The sequence below is a fragment of the Phreatobacter aquiterrae genome (assembly GCF_053471285.1).
The window spans coordinates 59,482-76,409 of the sequence record NZ_JBJPHW010000005.1; the positions used below are offsets into that span (position 1 = coordinate 59,482).

General features: G+C 68.3%; 19 protein-coding genes. 11 read left to right on the top strand and 8 right to left on the bottom strand.

All coding sequences use genetic code 11. From position 1 onward, the window contains the following. Nucleotides 1-5: 5 nt before the first annotated feature. Nucleotides 6-653 carry a LabA-like NYN domain-containing protein gene (locus tag ACJ4V0_RS09280; RefSeq protein ID WP_448299298.1) on the bottom strand — a complete coding sequence of 216 codons (648 nt, stop codon included), beginning with the start codon at nt 651-653 and terminating at the stop codon, nt 6-8. A 326-nt stretch (nt 654-979) separates the two neighbouring features. On the opposite strand from ACJ4V0_RS09280, the gene rpoZ reads away from it, so the two are divergent. Further along, a complete protein-coding gene (gene rpoZ / locus ACJ4V0_RS09285; protein WP_448299299.1) occupies nt 980-1,369 on the top strand; it encodes a DNA-directed RNA polymerase subunit omega in 390 nt (129 codons plus the stop codon). 169 nt (nt 1,370-1,538) lie between these two features. Beyond that, nucleotides 1,539-3,713: a RelA/SpoT family protein gene (locus ACJ4V0_RS09290; RefSeq protein ID WP_448299300.1), complete on the top strand. Its 2,175-nt coding sequence runs from the start codon at nt 1,539-1,541 to the stop codon at nt 3,711-3,713. A gap of 41 nt (nt 3,714-3,754) precedes the next feature. On the opposite strand, the gene ACJ4V0_RS09295 is transcribed toward ACJ4V0_RS09290, so the two are convergent. Next, complete coding sequence (locus ACJ4V0_RS09295; RefSeq protein WP_448299301.1) at nt 3,755-5,278, bottom strand: phosphatidylglycerol lysyltransferase domain-containing protein; 1,524 nt, start codon at nt 5,276-5,278, stop codon at nt 3,755-3,757. A gap of 169 nt (nt 5,279-5,447) precedes the next feature. On the opposite strand from ACJ4V0_RS09295, the gene pyrE reads away from it, so the two are divergent. From pyrE to ACJ4V0_RS09315, 4 genes are all read left to right on the top strand, one after another. Further along, nucleotides 5,448-6,041, top strand: coding sequence for an orotate phosphoribosyltransferase (pyrE, locus tag ACJ4V0_RS09300; protein ID WP_448299302.1), 594 nt, complete (start codon nt 5,448-5,450; stop codon nt 6,039-6,041). Then, a complete protein-coding gene (locus tag ACJ4V0_RS09305; RefSeq protein ID WP_448299303.1) occupies nt 6,038-6,499 on the top strand; it encodes a hypothetical protein in 462 nt (153 codons plus the stop codon). The genes pyrE and ACJ4V0_RS09305 overlap by 4 nt, the downstream gene beginning before the upstream one ends. Beyond that, nucleotides 6,496-6,897, top strand: a complete 402-nt coding sequence (gene acpS / locus ACJ4V0_RS09310; RefSeq protein ID WP_448299304.1) for a holo-ACP synthase — start codon at nt 6,496-6,498, stop codon at nt 6,895-6,897. Before ACJ4V0_RS09305 ends, acpS begins: the two co-directional genes overlap by 4 nt. Before the next feature lie 166 nt (nt 6,898-7,063). Continuing rightward, nucleotides 7,064-7,417 carry a hypothetical protein gene (locus ACJ4V0_RS09315; protein WP_448299305.1) on the top strand — a complete coding sequence of 118 codons (354 nt, stop codon included), beginning with the start codon at nt 7,064-7,066 and terminating at the stop codon, nt 7,415-7,417. Nucleotides 7,418-7,474: 57 nt separating this feature from the next. Here ACJ4V0_RS09315 and ACJ4V0_RS09320 read toward each other — a convergent pair whose 3' ends face one another. From ACJ4V0_RS09320 to relB, 3 genes are all read right to left on the bottom strand, one after another. Continuing rightward, nucleotides 7,475-8,401, bottom strand: coding sequence for an AEC family transporter (locus tag ACJ4V0_RS09320; RefSeq protein WP_448299306.1), 927 nt, complete (start codon nt 8,399-8,401; stop codon nt 7,475-7,477). A 343-nt stretch (nt 8,402-8,744) separates the two neighbouring features. Beyond that, complete coding sequence (locus ACJ4V0_RS09325; protein WP_448299307.1) at nt 8,745-10,466, bottom strand: IlvD/Edd family dehydratase; 1,722 nt, start codon at nt 10,464-10,466, stop codon at nt 8,745-8,747. 108 nt (nt 10,467-10,574) lie between these two features. Continuing rightward, nucleotides 10,575-10,874, bottom strand: coding sequence for a type II toxin-antitoxin system RelB family anti-toxin transcriptional regulator (gene relB, locus ACJ4V0_RS09330; protein WP_448299308.1), 300 nt, complete (start codon nt 10,872-10,874; stop codon nt 10,575-10,577). A 447-nt stretch (nt 10,875-11,321) separates the two neighbouring features. Here relB and ACJ4V0_RS09335 point away from each other — a divergent pair, with 447 nt between their 5' ends. From ACJ4V0_RS09335 to ACJ4V0_RS09345, 3 genes are read left to right on the top strand one after another with little or no spacing between them, the layout of a single operon-like run. After that, nucleotides 11,322-11,759 (top strand): gamma-glutamylcyclotransferase family protein, encoded by a 438-nt coding sequence (locus ACJ4V0_RS09335; protein ID WP_448299309.1) that lies wholly within the window; start codon nt 11,322-11,324, stop codon nt 11,757-11,759. Nucleotides 11,760-11,765: 6 nt separating this feature from the next. Further along, complete coding sequence (locus ACJ4V0_RS09340) at nt 11,766-13,013, top strand: class I SAM-dependent methyltransferase (RefSeq protein WP_448299310.1); 1,248 nt, start codon at nt 11,766-11,768, stop codon at nt 13,011-13,013. Beyond that, nucleotides 12,998-13,285 carry an acylphosphatase gene (locus ACJ4V0_RS09345; protein ID WP_448299311.1) on the top strand — a complete coding sequence of 96 codons (288 nt, stop codon included), beginning with the start codon at nt 12,998-13,000 and terminating at the stop codon, nt 13,283-13,285. The genes ACJ4V0_RS09340 and ACJ4V0_RS09345 overlap by 16 nt, the downstream gene beginning before the upstream one ends. A gap of 290 nt (nt 13,286-13,575) precedes the next feature. On the opposite strand, the gene ACJ4V0_RS09350 is transcribed toward ACJ4V0_RS09345, so the two are convergent. Then, entirely contained in the window at nt 13,576-14,148 is a 573-nt protein-coding gene (locus tag ACJ4V0_RS09350) for a DinB family protein (protein WP_448299312.1), read from the bottom strand. A gap of 14 nt (nt 14,149-14,162) precedes the next feature. Further along, complete coding sequence (gene lipB, locus ACJ4V0_RS09355) at nt 14,163-14,939, bottom strand: lipoyl(octanoyl) transferase LipB (protein WP_448299313.1); 777 nt, start codon at nt 14,937-14,939, stop codon at nt 14,163-14,165. 15 nt (nt 14,940-14,954) lie between these two features. Between lipB and ACJ4V0_RS09360 the strand changes: the two genes are divergently transcribed. After that, on the top strand, nt 14,955-15,197 hold the full coding sequence (locus ACJ4V0_RS09360) for a FliM/FliN family flagellar motor switch protein (protein ID WP_448299314.1): 243 nt from the start codon (nt 14,955-14,957) through the stop codon (nt 15,195-15,197). A gap of 56 nt (nt 15,198-15,253) precedes the next feature. Continuing rightward, entirely contained in the window at nt 15,254-16,180 is a 927-nt protein-coding gene (locus tag ACJ4V0_RS09365) for a bifunctional helix-turn-helix transcriptional regulator/GNAT family N-acetyltransferase (RefSeq protein WP_448299315.1), read from the top strand. Between the two features lie 259 nt (nt 16,181-16,439). Here ACJ4V0_RS09365 and ruvX read toward each other — a convergent pair whose 3' ends face one another. Continuing rightward, nucleotides 16,440-16,919, bottom strand: a complete 480-nt coding sequence (gene ruvX / locus ACJ4V0_RS09370) for a Holliday junction resolvase RuvX (protein WP_448299316.1) — start codon at nt 16,917-16,919, stop codon at nt 16,440-16,442. Between the last annotated feature and the right edge of the window lie 9 nt (nt 16,920-16,928).

Here is a 16,928-nt window from a genome sequence, read left to right on the forward strand (position 1 = left end):
GGGGATCAGCGGTCGGCGAAGTCGTCGCCGGCCAGCGGCGCGGTCGGGACGATGGGGCGGGGCGGCCGCGGCCGGTCGCGGACGAAGGCGGGCGCCTCCAATCCAGCCTGGCGCATGGGCCGCTCGGAGGGGTCGCGGCCGACGCGCTGGGACAGATGGGCAAGGTCGATGAACTCGTCGGCCTGGCGGCGCAGATCGTCGGCGATCATCGGCGGCTGGACCGAGACCGTCGAGACCACCGAGACCTTGACGCCGCGGCGCTGCAGCGCCTCCACGAGGTAGCGGAAGTCGCCGTCACCGGAGAACAGCACGATGTGGTCGACGCGCGGGGCGAGCTCCATGGCGTCGACCGCCAGCTCGATGTCCATGTTGCCCTTGATCTTCCGGCGGCCCGTCGAATCGGTGAATTCCTTCGCCGCCTTGGTGACCACCGTGAAGCCGTTGTAGTCGAGCCAGTCGATCAGCGGGCGGATGGAGGAGTATTCCTGATCCTCCACCAGGGCCGTGTAGTAGTAGGCGCGCAGCAGATAGCCGCGGGCGCGGAACTCCCCCAGCAGCCGCTTGTAGTCGATGTCGAAGCCAAGTGTTTTGGCGGTCGCGTAAAGATTAGCGCCGTCGATGAAGAGGGCAATGCGCTCGGTGCCGTTTGACATGACGTAAGGTCCTGGAAGCGTCGACAAAGTGATTGGGAGGCAGGGGAGTTCTGAAATCGGCCGTAAGGGTCAAATCGGGTGTTTCAAGACGATGGCAAGACGCCCACTCTGGAATAGTCCTAACATAGGTGGCCCGGCATATGGCAAGGCCATTGCGCGGGAACTGTCGGTAAAATGCGTTGCGCCTTTCGTCGGAGAAGCCGCCGCGGCGGGCGGCGCTGGGGCCTGGGGCCGCAAGAGCCTTGTCTCGGCGGCCCAAGATGGCTATACAGCCCGACTTTCCGGACATTTGCCACACCCGGCACCTCCACGTTCAAGGACAACCGATGGCTCGCGTCACCGTCGAGGATTGCATCGACAAGGTCGATAACCGCTTCGAGCTCGTGCTCGTCGCCAGCCACCGCGCGCGCATGCTCGCCGCGGGCTCTCCCATCACCATCGATCGCGACCGCGACAAGAACCCCGTCGTGGCCCTTCGTGAGATCGCCGACGCCACCGTTGCCCCCGACGACCTGCGCGAGGACCTGATCCATTCGCTGCAGAAATATGTCGAGGTGGACGAGCCGGAGCCGGATGCCGTGCCGATGATCGCCTCGGCGGGCTCCTCCGCCGACGACGCCGACGTGTCCATGGACCGCATGAGCGAGGAAGACCTGCTGCGCGGCCTCGAGGGGCTGAAGCCGCCGGAGGACACCGACGACGACGAGGGCCTCTGAGCCCCTCTCCGATCGCATCGCTTCAGGGCGGCCCCAGCGGCCGCCCTTTTTCGTGGCATGAAGGCACGAGGCATAGGGTCTAGACCACCAGGGCGCTTGCCGCGGTGGCCCGGCGCAATGCTATCCTGATGACCCTTCGACCGAATTTGCGACGGCGGCCCGACACCCCATGATGCGGCAATATGAGCTGGTGGAGCGCGTCAAGCGCTACAACCCGAAGGCCGACGAGGCCCTGCTCGACCGTGCCTATGTGTATGCCATGCTGGCCCACGGCAGCCAGACGCGCGCCTCGGGCGATCCCTATTTCTCCCATCCGCTGGAAGTCGCGGCCATCCTCACCGACCTGAAGCTGGACGACGCCACCATCGTCGCCGCCCTGCTGCACGACACGATCGAGGACACCGACGCCACCAAGGACGACATCCGCGACAAGTTCGGCGCCAATATCGCCGAACTTGTCGACGGCCTGACGAAGCTGAAGAAGCTCGATCTCGTCTCCAAGCAGGCGGTGCAGGCGGAGAACCTCAGGAAGCTGCTGCTCGCCATCACCTCCGACGTGCGGGTGCTGCTGGTGAAGCTCGCCGACCGGCTGCACAACATGCGCACGCTGCACTACGTGCCGCCGGCCAAGCGCGACCGCGTCGCCCAGGAGACCCTCGACATCTATGCGCCGCTCGCCGGCCGCATGGGCATGCACGACATGCGCGAGGAACTGGAGGACCTGGCCTTCCGCCAGATCAACCCGGAGGCCTATGAGGCGCTCGTCAGCCGGCTCGCCCGCCAGCGCGACGCCATGGGCAAGGTCATCGAGGAGATCGAGACTCAGCTGGCCCGCAAGCTCGCCGGCGAGGGCATCAGCGCCGAGGTCACCGGGCGGCAGAAGAAGCCCTATTCGATCTACCGCAAGATGGAGCGCAAGTCGGTCTCCTTCGAGCAGCTCTCCGACATCGTCGCCTTCCGCATCCTCGTCGACACGATTGCCGACTGCTACCGCGCGATCGGCATCATCCACACCACCTGGCCGGCGGTGCCGCTGCGCTTCAAGGACTACATCTCGACGCCCAAGGGCAACGACTACCGCTCCATCCACACGACCGTCATCGGCCCCGAGAGCCAGCGCGTGGAGATGCAGATCCGCACCCGCCAGATGCACGACATTGCCGAATACGGCATCGCCGCCCACGCGCTCTACAAGGATGGCGCCGCCGACAGCGCCTCCTCGGAGAGCAGCGCCTATGCCTGGCTGCGCCACACGGTGGACATGCTGGCGCATGGCGACAACCCCGAGGAGTTCCTCGAGCACACCAAGCTCGAGCTGTTCTCCGACCAGGTCTATTGCTTCACGCCCAAGGGCCGCCTCATCGCGCTGCCACGCAAGGCCAACTGCATCGACTTTGCCTATGCGGTCCACACCGACATCGGTAATCAGTGCTCCCGCGCCCGCATCAACGGCGTCGAGCGGCCGCTGGTCACCGAGTTGCAGAACGGCGACGAGGTCGAGATCATCACCGACCCGAAGGCGACGCCCTCGGCGGCCTGGGAGAACATCGTCGTCACCGGTCGCGCCCGCTCGGCGATCCGCAGGGCCACCCGCATGGCGACGCGCGCGCAATATCTGGAGCTCGGCCGGCGCATCGTGCAGACGCTGTTCACCCGCGCCGGCAAGCCTTTCTCCGACGACATCATCCGGCAGGGCCTGAAGCGCCTCGCTCGTGCCGGTGTCGAGGACGTCTTCTCCGCGGTCGGCCGCGACGAGATCCCCGCCGAGGACGTGCTGAAGTCGGTCCATCCCGACTTCAGGGCGGACATCCCCCTCGGGCCCAAGCCCACCGCCGAATGGTTCGGCGTCGGCGGCGAGACGGCGCTGAAGTTCCAGGTGCCGGAATCGGAGGGCGCCATCCCCATCCGCGGCATCAACTTCGACCTGCCGGTGCATTTCGCCCGCGAGGGCGGGGCGGTGCCGGGCGACCGCATCGTCGGCATCATGACGCCGGGCGAGGGCATCACCATCTATCCCATCCAGTCGCCGGCGCTCGCCGCCTATGACAACGAGCCGGAGCGCTGGCTCGACGTGCGCTGGGATGTCGACGAGGGCAAGCGCGCCCGCTATCCCGCCCGCATCGCGGTGAAATCGCGCAACGCCCCGGGCTCGCTCGCCGGCGTCACCCAGGTCATCGCCGACAATGACGGCAACATCGACAACCTCAGGATGCAGCGCTCGGCCGCCGACTACACCGACGTCGTCATCGACCTCGAGGTCTGGGACCTCAAGCACCTCAACGCCATCATCGCGGGGATCAAGGGATTGCCGATCACGGCGGAGGCGGGGAGGGTGTTCGAGTAGGGGGGTGGAGCTTCAGGCCGGACTGCCCCACCGCTCCGCGCCTACTCCCTTCCGCCTCGGTGCTCGCACATGTAGGCGACCAGCAACCCATAGCTCTCCGCCGGCAGCCTGACGGCCGTCCTGTCGGCGTCCCGCATCATGGCGCAGGAGAGTGGCGCATAGGTGTCGCTCGGGCGATAGACCAGCACCCGCGCCGGCTGCGGCAGGGCGAGGACCACGGAGAGGAACGGGTCGGTCCAATCCCAGCTCATGGCCCAGGCCCGGCCGGGGCGCTGCAGTCTCTCGGGCGCCGCGCGCGGGTCCCGCGACAGGATTTCAGCATAGGCGGGCAGGAGCGCGGTCCCTCCGCGGGCGATGGCGCGGATCTCCTGCGCATAGGCGCGCCACGACAGGAGGAAGTTCGCGCCGTCCATGGCGTGGCAGGCGGTGGCGATCAGCATGGTCGCGAAGATCAGGGCCGGCGCGCGGCGGGACCGGGCCGTCGCCCACCCGACGAGACGCCGGACCGGGGCCGGTCGCCGCGCCTCCGGCAGCGACAGGACGGTCAGCACGACGAGGACGAGCGCCAGGCTCCCGAGCAGCAGCGTGCGGAAATTGTAGCGGCCGACCAGCAGGTTGTCATGCCGCCCGACGAAGGCGAGATCGGCGGCGATCAGGATGGACGCGGAGGGGATCAGGGCAAGGCCCGCGAGAGCGAGGAGCCGGGGCACCGGCGGCTCATCCGCCGCTTCCCGCCGCAGGAGCCACCAGACCGTCGCGACGCCGGCGAGGATCGCCATGCTCAGCGGCCGGATGATCCCGACCGGGTTCACCACGCCCAGCATGTTGTCAAAGAGGATGTCGCGCGTCGCGCCATGGACCGGCTGGACGAGGAGCTTGGTCGCCAGCCAGGCGAGGAGCACGGCGAGGCCGGCTGCGACCACCGTCCGCCCGGCGCGCCCGCCCGCGGCGAGGAAGGCGACCAGCAGCACGAGCAGCCCCATGCCGCCCTCGTGGGAGAAGGCGAGGGCCAGCATGAGCAGCACGGTGGGAAGGAACGCCGGCGCGCGGTTCACGCACAGATAGGCGAAGAGCGGCCAGAACAGCGCGTGGGTCACCAGCGTCTCGGACGGAAAGAACACCGAGGCGGGCAGGACGATGATTGTCGACAGCGCGCAGAACAGCAGGATGCGCCGGTTACCGGCGATCGCCCAGGTGGCGGCGAGCCCGGCCAGTGGCAGCAGCCCGAAGATCAGGCCGTAGAGGCGGATCGCATCGGACGGATCGCCCACCCGCGCCCACAGCCAGGGCGGCACGATGGTGACGAAGAAGGCGGTGGCGCGCGCCGGGATGTTGGCGAAATGCGCGCCCCAGGGATCGCCCGTCAGGAAGGCGACGGCGAAGAACCCGCCATCGGCGAAGAGTTGCACGCCGGTGACGAGATAGCCTGTGAGGATGGCGAGCGAGACGCCGAGCGCGATCCACGGCGCGGAGCGCAGCAGCCGCGATTCCACCGGCGCGTTGATGTCGTCCGCCGGATCGAGGCGGGCGGTCGCGTGCGGCGCCGGAGGGCTCGGGCTGTGCATGGCGGCGATACGCGGACTTCCAGGATGGGCGACACGTGGGGTTCCGCCGTTCCTAACAGGTCAACGGCAACTGCCAAGGCCCATCCGCGACGCCGGCCCCCACAGCCTCATTGACTCGCCCACCCCTTTCATCGTCTCTCCCCCTCGAACCACGACGGACGCCTGACCCATGACCCCTGACGACGTGCTCGCCGAATTCCGCGCCGCGGGCGCCCTGCTCGAAGGCCATTTCATCCTGTCCTCGGGACGGCGTTCGCCGGTCTTCCTGCAGAAGATGTTCGTCTTCATGGACCCGGAGCGCACCGCGCGACTCTGCGCCGCGCTCGCCGCCAAGGTGAAGGAGCGCTTCGGCCGCATCGACTACGTCGTCTCGCCCGCCGTCGGCGGCATCGTGCCGGGCTACGAGACCGCCCGCCAGCTCGGCGCCAAGGCGATCTTCGTCGAGCGCGAGAACGGCGAGTTCAGGCTGCGCCGCGGCTTCGAGATCCCGGCCGGCGCCCGCGTGCTGGTGGTCGAGGACATCGTCACCACGGGACTGTCGACGCGCGAGTGCCTCGCCGCCATCGCCGGCCATCCCGGCGAGACGGTGGGCGCGGCGGTGCTGGTCGACCGCTCCGGCGGCAAGGTCGATGTCGGCGTGCCGCTGGTCTCGCTGCTCTCCTGGTACGTGCCGGACTACGCCCCCGACGCCCTGCCGCCGGAGCTCAGCAGCCTGCCCGCCGTGAAGCCGGGTTCGCGCGGCATCCAGGGGGCGACGGCGTGAGCGCGCCCGCGCCGACGGACGAGCTCCCGCCCTCGCGGACGCGCCTCCTCGTCGGGCTCTTCGTCATCGTGGTCGGCCTCGTGGTCCTCGCCCCCAACGCCTGGCCGGTGCTGCGGCACTGGCAGGCGAGCGGCGGCGAGGCGGTCACCGCCCGCTGGGTGACCTCGGAGACGGCCACCTCGTCGCGCGACACGGTGGGCGTGCCGGTCTTCGTCTTCGAGCGGCGCATCGGCCCGATGCTGCAGGAGTGCCGCGTGCCGCTGGTCCAGTACCGCCATGCGCCGGGCGGCAAGCCTGTCCGTGAGACGCTGCGCGTCGTGGCGGGCGCGCGCTGCGACGACATCGTCGTCCTCGACGATTTCCCGCGCGAGCGGCTGCCGCTGATCCTGCTCGGCCTCCTCCTGACCCTCGGCGGCCTCGCCCTGACCTGGATCGCCGCCCGGAGGGCGCCCGCGTGATCATCGGCATCGGCTCCGACCTCTGCGACATCCACCGCATCGAGAAGTCGCTGGAACGGCATGGCGAGCGCTTCACGCGCCGCCTGTTCACCGATGTCGAGCGGGCGCGGGCGGAGGGCCGGGCGCAGCCCGCGGCGACCTACGCCAAGCGCTTCGCCGCCAAGGAGGCCTGCTCCAAGGCGCTCGGCACCGGCATCTGGCGCGGCGTGTTCTGGAAGGACATGGGGGTCGCCAATATGCCCTCGGGCCAGCCGACCATGATCCTCACCGGCGGCGCGCTGGAGCGGCTGAAGGCCATCACGCCGGCCGGCCACGAGGTGGTGATCCACCTGACGATCACCGACGACTTTCCTATGGCGCAGGCCTTCGTCATCCTCGAGGCGCGCCCGATGCCGTGAGCTGCCCGATGAACCGACGTTCATCGGCCCGCCATAGCTGCGTCACCGTTCATTCAGAGCGGGTTCAGCACGGAACTTCTAGGGTCCCTCAACGTTTGATAGGGGAAGCTTGAGGTCGAGGCGCGTCGCGCCACGGGCTCCCAGGCAAACGGAAAGGGGCATTGTCATGCTTTCCAATAAGTTCAAGGCCACTGTCGCGGCGTTCGTCGTCGCCGCCAGTGTCGCAGCCGTCGCCGCTCCCGCCGAGGCCCAGTATCGCCGCCATCGTGGCGACCGCGGTGCCGCCATTGGCGCGGGCATCGCGCTCGGCGTCATCGGTCTCGGCGCGGCGGCGATTGCCGCCGACCAGCGTCGCCAGGCCTATGATGACTACTACGGTCCGGGTTACGGCTATTACGGCCGTCCGGGCTACTATTACGAGGCGCCGCCGCGCGTCTATTACGAGGCGCCGCGTCGGGCCTACCGCCGTGGTCCGGCGGTGGATGACCGCTACCCCCACACGTTCCGCGAATATCAGTGATCGCGGAACGCCGGTTCCCGAGATGACGACGGCCCCCTCGCGGGGGCCGTTTTCGTGTCAGCCGGCCAGCGTCAGCACCAGCGGGATGGTCAGGACCGCGATCAGCGTCTGCACGGTCAGGATCTCCGCCATCAGCGGCGCGTCGCCGCCCATCTGGCGGGCGAGGATATAGGACCCGGAGGCAGTCGGCATGGCGGCCGACAGGATGGCTACCTGCAGCGCAACACCGGAGACGCCGAGAAGCATGGCGATGCCGCCAGCCATGGCGGGCATCAACGCCAGCTTCAGGGCGGTGGTGATCCAGGTGATGGCGCGCGGCTTCAGGGCGGCCTTCACGTCGAGGCCTGCGCCGACCAGCAGCAGGCCGGTGCCCAGCGCCGCCGCGCCGAGGATGTCGCCGAAGCGCATGGCGATGACCGGCAACGGAATGCCGATCATGTTGATGATGATGCCGATCCCCGACGACCAGACGAAGGGATTGGTGATGATGGCCTTGAGCGTCGGACCGAGCACGATCGGCTTGTCCTGCGCATAGTGCTGCAGCATGACGACGGCGAGCACGTTGAGCAGCGGGATCATCGCCGCCACCGAGATGGCGGTCAGCGTCAACCCGACCTGGCCGTAGAGCGCGCCGGCCGTGGCGATGGCGACGAAGGAGTTCCACCGCGTCGCGCCCTGGAACACCGAGGTGAAGGCCGGGCCGTCCATGCCGAGCGTGCGCGCCAGCAGCGGGCGGAGCGCCAGAAGGATCACCGTCATGCAGAGGATGCCGGCGATCAGCGCGAATCCCATGGCGACGACCGGCACGCTACGCAGGTCCGCCTTCGCCATGGTCATGATGATCATGGCCGGGAAGAAGACGTAGTAGGTGGCGCGTTCGAGCCCGCGCCAGCCGGCCTCCTCCATCAGCGGCATCGCCTTCAGCCAGGCGCCAAGCACGATGATGAGGAAGACCGGGGTGAGGCTGGCGATGATGGGGAACATGGCGGAACCGGCGGCGGGGGAGGCGTCTTGCATCACGATGCGGCCCGGCGCGCAACCGTGCCGGATGCATGAGGGGTGCGCCGGCTCCGTCGTCCTGTCCGGAACACGGCGCCCGGCATCCGGACGGTGCGTCCTTCGAGGCTCGGGCCAGGGCCCTCGCATCTCAGGATGAGGAGGCTGGTGCCATGCAGCGACGCCGAAGCGGCACAGCGGGCAAGGCTGCGTTCGATCGGTGCAACCCGCGCCACTCCTCATCCTGAGGTGCGAGCCCCGGCGATGCATCAGCATCGTCCGGCGGCGAGCCTCGAAGGACGCACTTGGATTGTGCAGGGCGCCCGCCCCCTCACTTCTCCAGGAAGTCGAAGTCGCAGCCTTTGTCGGCCTGGGTCACGTGGTCGAGATAGAGCTTCTTGTAGCCGCGCTGGCGCTCGCGCATGTGCTTCGGCTTCCGCCACGCCTTGCGGCGCAGCGCCAGTTCCTCCTCCGACACGAGCAGGTCGACACGCCGGTTCGGCACGTCGAGGCTGATGCGGTCGCCGGAGCGCACAAGAGCGAGCGGCGAGCCTTCGGCGGCCTCGGGCGTGACATGGAGAACGATGGTGCCATAGGCGGTGCCGGACATGCGCGCATCCGAGATGCGGATCATGTCGGTGACGCCCTGTTGCGCCAGCTTCTTCGGGATCGGCAGCAGCCCCGCTTCCGGCATGCCGGGATGGCCCTTCGGCCCGGCATTGCGCATGACGAGGATGTCGTCGGCGGTGACGTCGAGGTCGGGATCGTCGATGCGGTTGGTCATGTCCTCGACGTCCTCGAAGACCACGGCGCGGCCAGTATGGACCATCAGCTTCGGCGTCGCCGCCGCCGCCTTGATCACCGCCCCGCCGGGCGCCAGCGAACCCCGAAGCACGGCGTGCGCGCCGGTCTTCTTCAGGGGCTGGCCGAGCGAGCGGATGATCGTCTGTCCCGGCACCTGCTCGGCGCGGTCCACCCAGTCGCCGAGCCTTTCGCCGGTCACCGTGGGAGCGTCGAGGTCGAGATGGTCCTTCAGTTCCTGCAGAAGCCGCGGCATGCCCCCCGACCAGTGGAAATGCTCCATGTAGTTGGAGCCGGCGGGCTTCAGGTCGAGCAGCACCGGCACCTCGCGGCCGAGCCGGTCGAGTTCATCCAGATCCCACGTCAGGCCGAGCCGGCCGGCGATGGCGGCGAGATGGACGATCGCATTGGTCGAGCCGCCGATGGCTTGCAGCACCACCATGGCGTTGCGGAGGGACGCCTGGGTCATCACGTCGCGCGGCTTGCGGCCGGCGGCCGCCATCTTCACGGCCTCGCGGCCGGAGGCCTCCGCCGCGCGGATGCGGTCGGCGTGGGTGGCGGGAATGGTGCCGGTATGGGGCAGGGCCATGCCGAGCGCCTCGGTGAGGCAGCCCATGGTGGAGGCCGTGCCCATGACCATGCAGGTGCCGACGGTGGGCGCGAGGCGCCCCGAGACCGCCTCGATCTCGGCCGCGTCGATCGTGCCGGCGCGGTGCATGGCCCAGAGGCGGCGGCAGTCGGTGCAGGCGCCGAGCACCTCGCCCTTGTAGTGGCCGACCAGCATGGGCCCTGTGATGAGCTGGATCGCCGGCACGTCGGCGGAGGCGGCGCCCATCAGCTGCGCCGGCACGGTCTTGTCGCAGCCGCCGATCAGCACCACCGCGTCCATCGGCTGGGCCCGGATCATCTCCTCGGTGTCGATGGCCATGAGGTTCCTGAGGAACATCGAGGTCGGGTTGGAGAAGCTCTCGTGGATCGAGACGGTCGGGAAGGCGAAGGGCAGGCCGCCCGACAGCATGACGCCGCGCTTCACCGCCTCGACCAGTTGCCGGACGTTGCCGTGGCAGGGATTGTAGTCGGAATAGGTGTCGGTGATGCCGATGATCGGCCGGTCGAGCGCATCGTCCGAGAAGCCCGCCGCCTTGATGAAGGCCTTGCGCAGGAACAGCGAGAAGCCGGGGTCGCCATAGGCGGTGAGCCCCTTGCGCATGCCGCGCGGCGCCTTGGATCTGCTGGTCGGGCTTTTCGCCATGGTTTTTGTCCTCTCCTGGAATCGCACCAAAGCACGGAGCGGCGCGTTGCGGGAGGGTTCCTGCCGAAGGCCAGTCGCGCGCAAGGCGCTCGTCGGCGCCTGTCTGCCTCAGCGGCTGCCCTGGTCGGCCAGCGCCCGCTCGACCGTCTCAGGGGCGTGGTCGATGACCCTGAGCAGATTGACCGCGATGCGGTCGGGCCGGCGCCGCTTCTGTTCCCAGTCCCTCACGGTCGCCGCCGACAGCCCGAAGCGCTTGGCGAATTTGTCCTGGGACAGCTTGAGCCGCTTGCGAATGGCTGCGACATCGATGTCCTCGGCCTCGTAGCGCCTGCCAGGAGTCATTTCGCCGCGGGCGATCGCAAGAGCTTCCGTTGCGCTCTGGACAAGTCGCGATCCGAGTTTCGACATATCGACCTATCTCCTTGCCGGTCGTGCTTTGTAGCTCGCCGCGATCGTGGGCAGGATGCTCGCGAGTTCGTTGCGTTCGGCCTTCGAAAGGTTGGCCTTCTCGCCCTTGCCGTAGATCGCGAGAAGGAAGACCGGCACGTCATCCCCGCCGAAGTAGTGGATGGTCCGGTCTCCGCCGCTCTTTCCCGACCCGGGGGCGGGCGAAGCGCATCTTGCGTGCGCCCCCGGACCCCGGAATGAGATCGCCACCCAGCGGATCGGCCGCAATGACGGTGGCAATGTGCTGCAGTTCCTCCTCCGTGAGGCCGGCGCGCTTTGCATCGTTCTCAAACGTCGGTGTGGCCAGCACGCCATGCATATCTCGACTATACGGCGTAGCCGTATATTTTGCAATCGACCTGATCCATCCCGGTTGAGGCGGATGCCGCCAACCTCTAGGACCACCCCATGCTCTACTTCGCCTACGGCTCCAACATGCATGTCCCCCAGATGGCCCGGCGCGCGCCCCGCGCCCGGCCGGTCGGCATTGGCCGTCTGGACCATCACCGCATTTTCTTCACTTCCGATGGCTACGCCGCCGTACGCGACCGGCGCGGGGCGCATGTCTGGGGCGTGGTCTGGCGCATCGAGGCGCGCGACGTCGCCGTCCTCGACCGCTACGAGGGCGTCGACGAGGGCTGGTACGTGAAGCGGGTGGTCCCGGTCCGCATGGCGGCCGGCACAGTCTCCTGCCTCGTCTATCACGGCGGCGATGTCAGCGAGGGCCTGAGGCCGCGGCGGCGCTATTTCCACGAGGCGGTCGTCGGCTCGGCGCTCGCCTGGAACCTTCCGGCCCGCTATACCGCGGGCTTCGGCCGTTTCGCGCGGCACGGCTTTCGAGGCTGACCCCCCATGAGCATGCTTGCCCATCTGCTCTCGCGTTTCGTCAGGAATGGCCGGCTGACGGTCATCCACCACGATGGCGCGACCGAGAGCTTCGGCTCCGGCGAGAACGGCCCCGACGTGACAGTGAAGCTGCATGATGCGCGGGTGCAGCGCGAGCTGTTCTTCAATCCGGAGCTCGCCTCGGCCGAGGCCTACATGGATGGCCGCCTGACCATCGAGGGCGGGGCCAAGGTGCTCGACCTGCTGACGCTGTTTTCGGTGAACCGCGCCGGCCTCGGTTCCCACCCGGTCCAGCAGGCGCTGCGCAAGGTGTGGCGGGCGCTGAAGCGGCGCCACCAGTCGAACAAGGTGGGGCAGGCGGCGGCCAATGTGTCGAGCCACTACGACCACCCGCGGGCCTTCTACGAGCTCTGGCTCGACGAAACGATGAGCTATTCCTGCGCCTACTTCGAGCGCCCCGACATGGCGCTGAAGGACGCGCAGATCGCCAAGATGCGCCACATCGCGGCCAAGCTCGCCATCGAGCCGGGCATGACGGTCGCCGAGATCGGCTCGGGCTGGGGCGGGCTTGCGACCTATCTCGCCGCCGTCTGCGGGGCGAAGGTGACGGCCATCAACGTCTCGCCGGACCAGCTCGCCGCCTCGAAGGACCGCGTTAACAAGGCGGGCGTCGCCGACCGCGTCACCTTTTTCGAGAAGGACTATCGCGAACTCACCGGCACCTTCGACCGCGTCGTCTCGGTCGGCATGATGGAGCATGTCGGCGTCAACCACTTCGACGACTACTTTTCCACCGTGAAGCGGCTCTGCGGCCGCGACGGCTATGCGATGATCCATGCCATCGGCCGCATGTCGCCGCCCGGCACCACGGCGCCCTTCATCCGCAAATACATCTTCCCCGGCGGCTACGTGCCGGCGCTCTCCGAGGTCTTCGCCTCCACCGAGCGCTGCGGCTTGTGGGTGGACGACTGCGAGGTGCTGCGCCTCCACTACTACTGGACCATCAAGGCCTGGCGGGAGAATTTCGAGGGCGTCCGGGATCAGGTCGTCGCCATGCAGGGAGAGCGCTTTGCCCGCATGTGGGAGTTCTACCTCGCCGCCGTCGAACTCGGCTTCCGCGATGGCTCCAACATGGTCTACCAGCTCCTCCTCTCCGAGAGGCGCGACGCTGTGCCGGTGACGCGCGACTTCATCACCGAGCGGGAACAGGCGCTGAAGGGACAGGAGGCCGTGCTGCCGTGGCGATCCACCTGACCATATCAGGCCGCGTCCAGGGCGTCGGCTATCGCCAGTGGTTCAAGCGCCGGGCCGACGCGCTTGGTATCACCGGCTGGGTGCGCAACCGCAGCGACGACACGGTCGAGGCGCTGATCTTTGCGGGCGACGAGGTCCGCGAGCAGCTCCTCCGTGACGCGATGAACGGCCCGGCGGGTGCCAAGGTGGATGCCATCGACGAGAAGGCGATCACCTTCAGCCATCCCGAACGCGAGCAGGTCGACGGCTTCGAGATCCGGCCGACGGTGTGAGGCCTCCGGCCTCGAGTCGGGGGCTCCGGACCTGCAAGCCAGAAGGGCGTCCTTCGAGGCTCGCTGCCGCTCGCACCTCAGGATGAGGAGGGTTGTGCATGGCACTTCGGACGCATGAGGCGGGGCCGCCAAATGCGACACGGATGCAGGTCACTGCCACCCTCATCCTGAGGTGTGAGCGCCCGGCGATGCGTCAGCATCGTCCGGCAGCGAGCCTCGAAGGACGCACTTGGCTGGCGCAAGGCATTCCCGCTGCAACAGCATGTCTCCGCATCAGCGGCCGTGCGGTGTCAGTGTCCCTCCGGCCCCCAGATCGCCTCTTCGCTGAACCCCAGCTCCGAAAACTCCACCGCCCGCAGCGGCGCCTCGCCGATCGAGAAGAACTCGTCGAGCTGCGGCGGCTTCACCGCCGTTCCCGCCAGCATGGCATGGGCCTGACCGCGATGGTGCACCTGGTGCTGGAAGAGGTGCATGAGCAGGCGGTCGCGCCGCTCCACCTGGACGCGCCTGATGCGGTTCACATGCACGTCCTCGCCGAGGGAGGCTTCGGTCAGTGCCTCGCAGACGGCGACGAGCCGGCGGTCGACGGCGGCCTGTTCGCGCTTCAGATCGGCGAGAAGGGGGCAGGGGATCTCGACCTCCCAGGCCCTTGGCCCGAGATCGCCGCCCTCCAGCGCGTCGACATAGAACCAGTCGATGGTCAGGTTGTGGTTCAGCGTCGCCGCGAGGCTCGGGAAGAAGCTGGTGCGGGTCGCGGCGAACGCCTCGGGCGTCAGCGCCGCGCAGGCCGTCAGCAGGCGGTGGTTGGCCCAGGCGTTGTTGTAAGCCATGGCGCGGAAGGTCTGCACGTTCGAGGCGGGCATGGCGGGTCCTCCTGTCAGGCGGCGGAGGCGCTCTCGCGGGCGTCCATCGTCGGTCCGAAACGATCCTCGAAAGCGGTTCGCAGGATGGCATCAACCTCCGGCATGGTCACCGGCAGGCCGAGATCGACGAGGCTGCTGACGCCATAGCGCGGATCGGCGATGCCGCAGGGCACGATGCCGTCGAAATGGGAGAGGTCGGGCTCGACGTTGAGCGAGATGCCGTGCAGCGTCACCCAGCGCTTCACGCGGATGCCGATGGCGGCGATCTTGTCCTCGAAATCATTGCCCTTGTCCGGGCGGCCGACCCAGACGCCGACGCGGTCCTCGCGCCGCTCGCCGCGGATGTTGAAGGCGGCGAGCGTGCCGATGATCCAGTCCTCAAGAGCCGCCACGAAGACCCTTAGATCCCGCCTGCGGCGGTTGAGGTCGAGCATGACATAGGCCACGCGCTGGCCGGGGCCGTGATAGGTCATCTGGCCGCCGCGGCCGGCCTCGAACACCGGGAACCGCGCGTCGATGACGCCATCCGCTTTCGCCGAGGTGCCGGAGGTGTAGAGCGGCGGGTGCTCGAGGAGCCAGACGCGCTCTCTGGCCGTGCCGGCGGCAATCGCCGCGACATGGGCCTCCATCGCCGCCAGCGCCTCCTCGTAAGGGACCGGCGCGTCGCTGATCACCCATTCCACCGGCGGGGCATCGGCGGGCGCGGCGAGTTGCAGCACCAGATTGGCACGGTCGTTTACCACTCGTTCACCATGTTTCGTCAGGGTGTCCCTGAACCCCGTGAAGTGCATTTGGCATAAGGCGACATGGCCCAGCTCGAAACCGTCTCTCTCGATATCTCCGTGGTCCTCGGCACGACGGTCATGCCGATCCACCAGATGCTCCGCATGGCCCGCGGCGCCATCATCGAACTCGATGCCACGGAGGATGACGAGGTGCAAATCCTCGCCAACGACATGCCGATCGCCCGCGGGCAGGTGGTCATCAACGGCAACCGCATCGGCGTGCAGATCACCGAGATGCTGCCGCGCCCGCTCGAACTGCGCTGATAGTTGACTCCGTCAAGTAACAGGTGAAGTCTCCGGTTGTCCGGAGGCTTCATGTGATGGCTGTCGACCTCGATTCCCAGATCGCCGCGGTGCGCGGCTTCAACCGCTCCTACACCCGCGCCATCGGGCTGCTCGGCCGCTACCTCGGCGGGTCCTGGTCGCTGACTGAGGCGCGCGTCCTCTACGAGCTGTTCACGCGCGAGGGGCTGTCCGCCAGCGAGCTCGGCGAAGAGCTCGGCCTCGACGCCGGCTATCTCTCCCGCATCCTGAAGCGCTTCGAGGCGGATGGGCTGCTCGGCCGCACGCCATCGAGGGAAGACGCCCGCCGTCAGGTGCTGGCGCTGACCGAGGCCGGCCGGCAGACCTTCGCGCCCTATGACCGCGCCTCCCGCGAGGAGGTGGCGGCCATGCTGGCGCGGCTTGGGCCCGGCGATCGCGATCGTCTCGTCGGCGCCATGGCGACCGTGCGCGGTCTGGTCGCGGGGGAAAAGGCGGAAGTCGTCATCCGTCGCCACCAGCCCGGCGATATCGGCGCGATCGTCGCCGGACAGGCGCGGGTCTATGCGCGGGAATATGGCTGGAACGACGATTTCGAGGCGCTTGTCGCCGAAATTGGCGCAGCCTTCCTGAAGGACAACGACCCGGCGAGGGAGCGCGCCTTCATCGCGGAGCGCGCCGGCGAGGTGGTGGGCTCGGTGTTCTGCGTCGACGGCGGCGCGGGCATCGCCAAGCTGCGCATGCTCTATGTCGATGCCTCCATGCGCGGCAGCGGCCTCGGCCGCCGGCTGGTCAGGGAGTGCATCACCTTCGCGATGGGAGCCGGCTATTCCGGCATGACGCTGTGGACGAATGACTGCCTCGTCGCCGCCCGGCGCATCTATGTGGACGAGGGCTTCGTGCTGGCCGCCGAGGAGAAGCATCATTCCTTCGGCGTCGACCTCGTCGGGCAGAACTGGACGCTGGATTTCGCCGACAAGGGCTGAGACGGGTGCGTTGGGCTGGCTGACGCTGGCACAGAGGCAGAGCGTCCTTCGAGGCTCGCTGTCGCTCGCACCTCAGGATGAGGAGGGCGGTGGACTGCATGGAAGTCGGCGGAATGCGCAAGACCTTGCGCCTGGTCTTCGCTGATGCCAGTCACGCCCGTCCTCATCCTGAGGTGCGAGCGACAGCGATGCGCCAGCATCGTGCGGAAGCGAGCCTCGAAGGACGTACTTCGGCCATGCAAGCGGGCGTCCATTTGACCTACCGCCCTTCAAACTCCCCGTAGCCCAGCCGGTCGAGAAAGCCCTGCAGAATGTAGGCGGCGGCCATCTTGTCCACGAGCTCGGCGCGGCGGGCGCGCGAGGCGTCGGCCTCCAGCAGCGTGCGGGTGACGGCGGCGGTCGACATGCGCTCGTCCCAGAAGACGATCGGCAGGTCGGTCTTCGGCACGAGATTGCGCACGAAGGCGCGTGTCGACTGGGCGCGCGGCCCCTCGGTGCCGTCCATGTTCTTCGGCAGGCCGATGACGAGCGCGCCGGCATCGTGCCTGGCCGCAAGGCCGAGCAGGGCGACGACGTCGGGCGTGAACTTCACCCGCCTGATCGTCTCCAGCGGCGTGGCGATGGTCCACATGACGTCGGAGAGTGCGAGGCCGATGGTCTTGGTGCCGAGGTCGAGGCCCAGCAGCCGGCGGCCGGGGGCGACCGCGTCGCGAAGGTCCCTGGGTTCGACGATGGCCATTCCCGGTCC